The 2,285-nt window shown below is 66.1% G+C and carries 1 protein-coding gene and 1 pseudogene; both read left to right on the forward strand.

Going from position 1 to position 2,285, the window contains the following annotated elements; translation table 11 throughout:
• A pseudogene (locus ACTJI2_RS20010) lies at nt 1–269 on the forward strand (methyl-accepting chemotaxis protein); the annotation flags it as partial.
• 373 nt (nt 270–642) lie between these two features.
• A partial coding sequence (locus ACTJI2_RS20015) for a PDC sensor domain-containing protein (RefSeq protein ID WP_440843133.1) occupies nt 643–2,285 on the forward strand: 1,643 nt, incomplete at its 3' end.

Below are 2,285 nucleotides of genomic sequence, written 5' to 3' on the forward strand. Positions count from 1 at the left end.
AGATGGACGAGACCACCCAGCAGAACGCCGCCCTGGTCGAGGAAGCCTCCGCCGCCGCCCGCAGCATGGAAGACCAGGCCCGCCTGCTCTCCGAGGCGGTGGATGTGTTCGAGCTCGACGGCCATGCCCCGGCCGCGCGGATGCCGACGCCGGTGGTCGCCGCGTCGCCCGTGCGCGCGCCCGCACGGCCCGCGCCGCGCAAGCCTGCCGCCCCAGTTCGCCGCAAGCCCGAACCGGCCCTGGCCGACGGCGACTGGCAGGAGTTCTGACCACGGCCTTTCCGCTTTTGCCTCCCCCTTCGAAGAAGGGGGACCGAGGGGGATTTGCTCTTGGCGCCAAAAGCCAATCCCCCGTCACCCGCTGACGCGGGTGCCCGCCCCCTTTTTTCGCTTGCAACCGCCGAATGGCGGGTCAAGGGGGCTGTCAACTCCACGGACGACCTGCTTTTGCCTCCCCCTTCGAAGAAGGGGGATTGAGGGGGATTTGCTCTCTCTACCTCCCTCACGCATCTCCAAGCACGCAACCCTCCACAAAAGCACGATTACGCCTAAAGCCCTGCATCGCCCGGCCGATGCAGTGCATTGCAGACCGCTCCCCCCCACCGGCCTGGTGATTCTCCCGTCCTCGCTACCGGCCTTTTTCATGACCCGCTCACTCCGGAACTTCGCAAGCAGCAGCGTCGCCACCCGCCTGATGTCCGGCACGGCCCTGATCGCCGCGCTCGCCTTCGGCGTCACCGCCTTGATCACCTACATCCGCAGCAGCAATGCGCTGTTGGACAGCGCGCAAGCCAGCATGCAGAACCTCGCACAGGCGGAGGCGGAACGGATCTCCGGAGACCTGGAACGCGCGTTCTCGACCAATGAGACGCTCCGCAACAGTTTCCTCAGCCAGCGGGCACATGCCGGCCTGGATCGCGGCACCGCCAGCGCCATCATCCGCCAGCAACTGGTCACCCATCCCGAATGGGTCGGCGTGGGCACCATCTGGGAACCGGATGCGTTCGACGGCAAGGATGCGGAAAACGTCACCACCGCAGGTCATGACGCCACCGGCCGGTTCATGAGCTACTGGGCGTGGAGCGATGGCCAGCCGGTGCTGGAAGCGCTGCGCGACTATGAAGTCCCCGGCAATGGCGACTGGTACCTGCTGCCGCGCAAGCTCAAGCAGCCGGTGGTACTGGAGCCCTACGAGTACGAGATTGGCGGTCGCAAGATACTGATGACCACGCTGGCCACGCCGATTGTGGAAAACGACAGATTCGTCGGCGCGATGACCGTGGATTTCGCACTGGAGTCCCTGCAGAAGTCCATCGCCAGGTTGCGACCGATGGGCGAAGGCCACGTCCGCCTGCTATCGCCGGCCGGCACCGTGGTCGCCGATCCCGATTCGGCCAAGGTCGGGCGCAAGCTGGAAGATGCCGACACCCGTGCCGTGCTGGCCAGCATCGCCAAGGGGCAACCCGTCTTCCGCGAAAGCCGCGATACGGCCACGGATGAGGACCAGGTGGAAGCCTACGTGCCGCTGCAGATCGGACAGGCCGCGCAGCGCTTCGCCCTGGGCGTGGTGGTGCCGCGCTCGCTGCTGATGCAGCAGGCCCGCTCGCTGCTGTTCACCATCATGGTGGTCGGGCTGATCGCCGCCGGCGTGCTGTGCGGCGCACTGTTCGTGTTGATGCGCCGCCAGATCCTCAAGCCACTGGCCGAGGCCGTGCGCGTTTCCGACGCCATCGCCGAAGGCCGGCTGAACAACCGCATCGCCCAGAATCGCGATGACGAGTTGGGACACTTGCAGGGCGCGATGCTGCGCATGCAATCCCAGATCCATGCGCTGATCGCCGCGCTGGGCGAAATGACCCGACGCCACGAGGAAGGCACGATCAGCTATCGGATGGACGAATCCATGTTCCCGGGCGAGTACGGCCGGATGGCACGCGACACCAATACGCTGATCGGAGAGCACATCAAGGTGAAGATGCGCGCCGTCGAGGTGATGCGTCACTACGCCGTCGGCGATCTGTCGGTGGACATGGAAGATCTTCCGGGCGAGAAGGCGGTCATCACCGAGGCGATGCGCGCCACCAAGGCGAGCCTTTCGGCCATCAACGCCGAAATCAAGCGCCTGGCCAGCGCCGCGGCCGCCGGCGACTTCAGCCAGCGCGGCGAGGTCGACCGCTACCAGTACGACTTCCGCGACATGGTCGCCGGCCTGAACCAGTTGATGGAAACCACCGACGGCAACCTGGACCAGGTCTCCCAACTCTTGCAGGCCATCGCCCGCGGCGA

It is taken from the genome of Pseudoxanthomonas sp. 22568, assembly GCF_052044485.1.
In the GTDB taxonomy this organism is placed as follows: domain Bacteria; phylum Pseudomonadota; class Gammaproteobacteria; order Xanthomonadales; family Xanthomonadaceae; genus Pseudoxanthomonas_A; species Pseudoxanthomonas_A beigongshangi.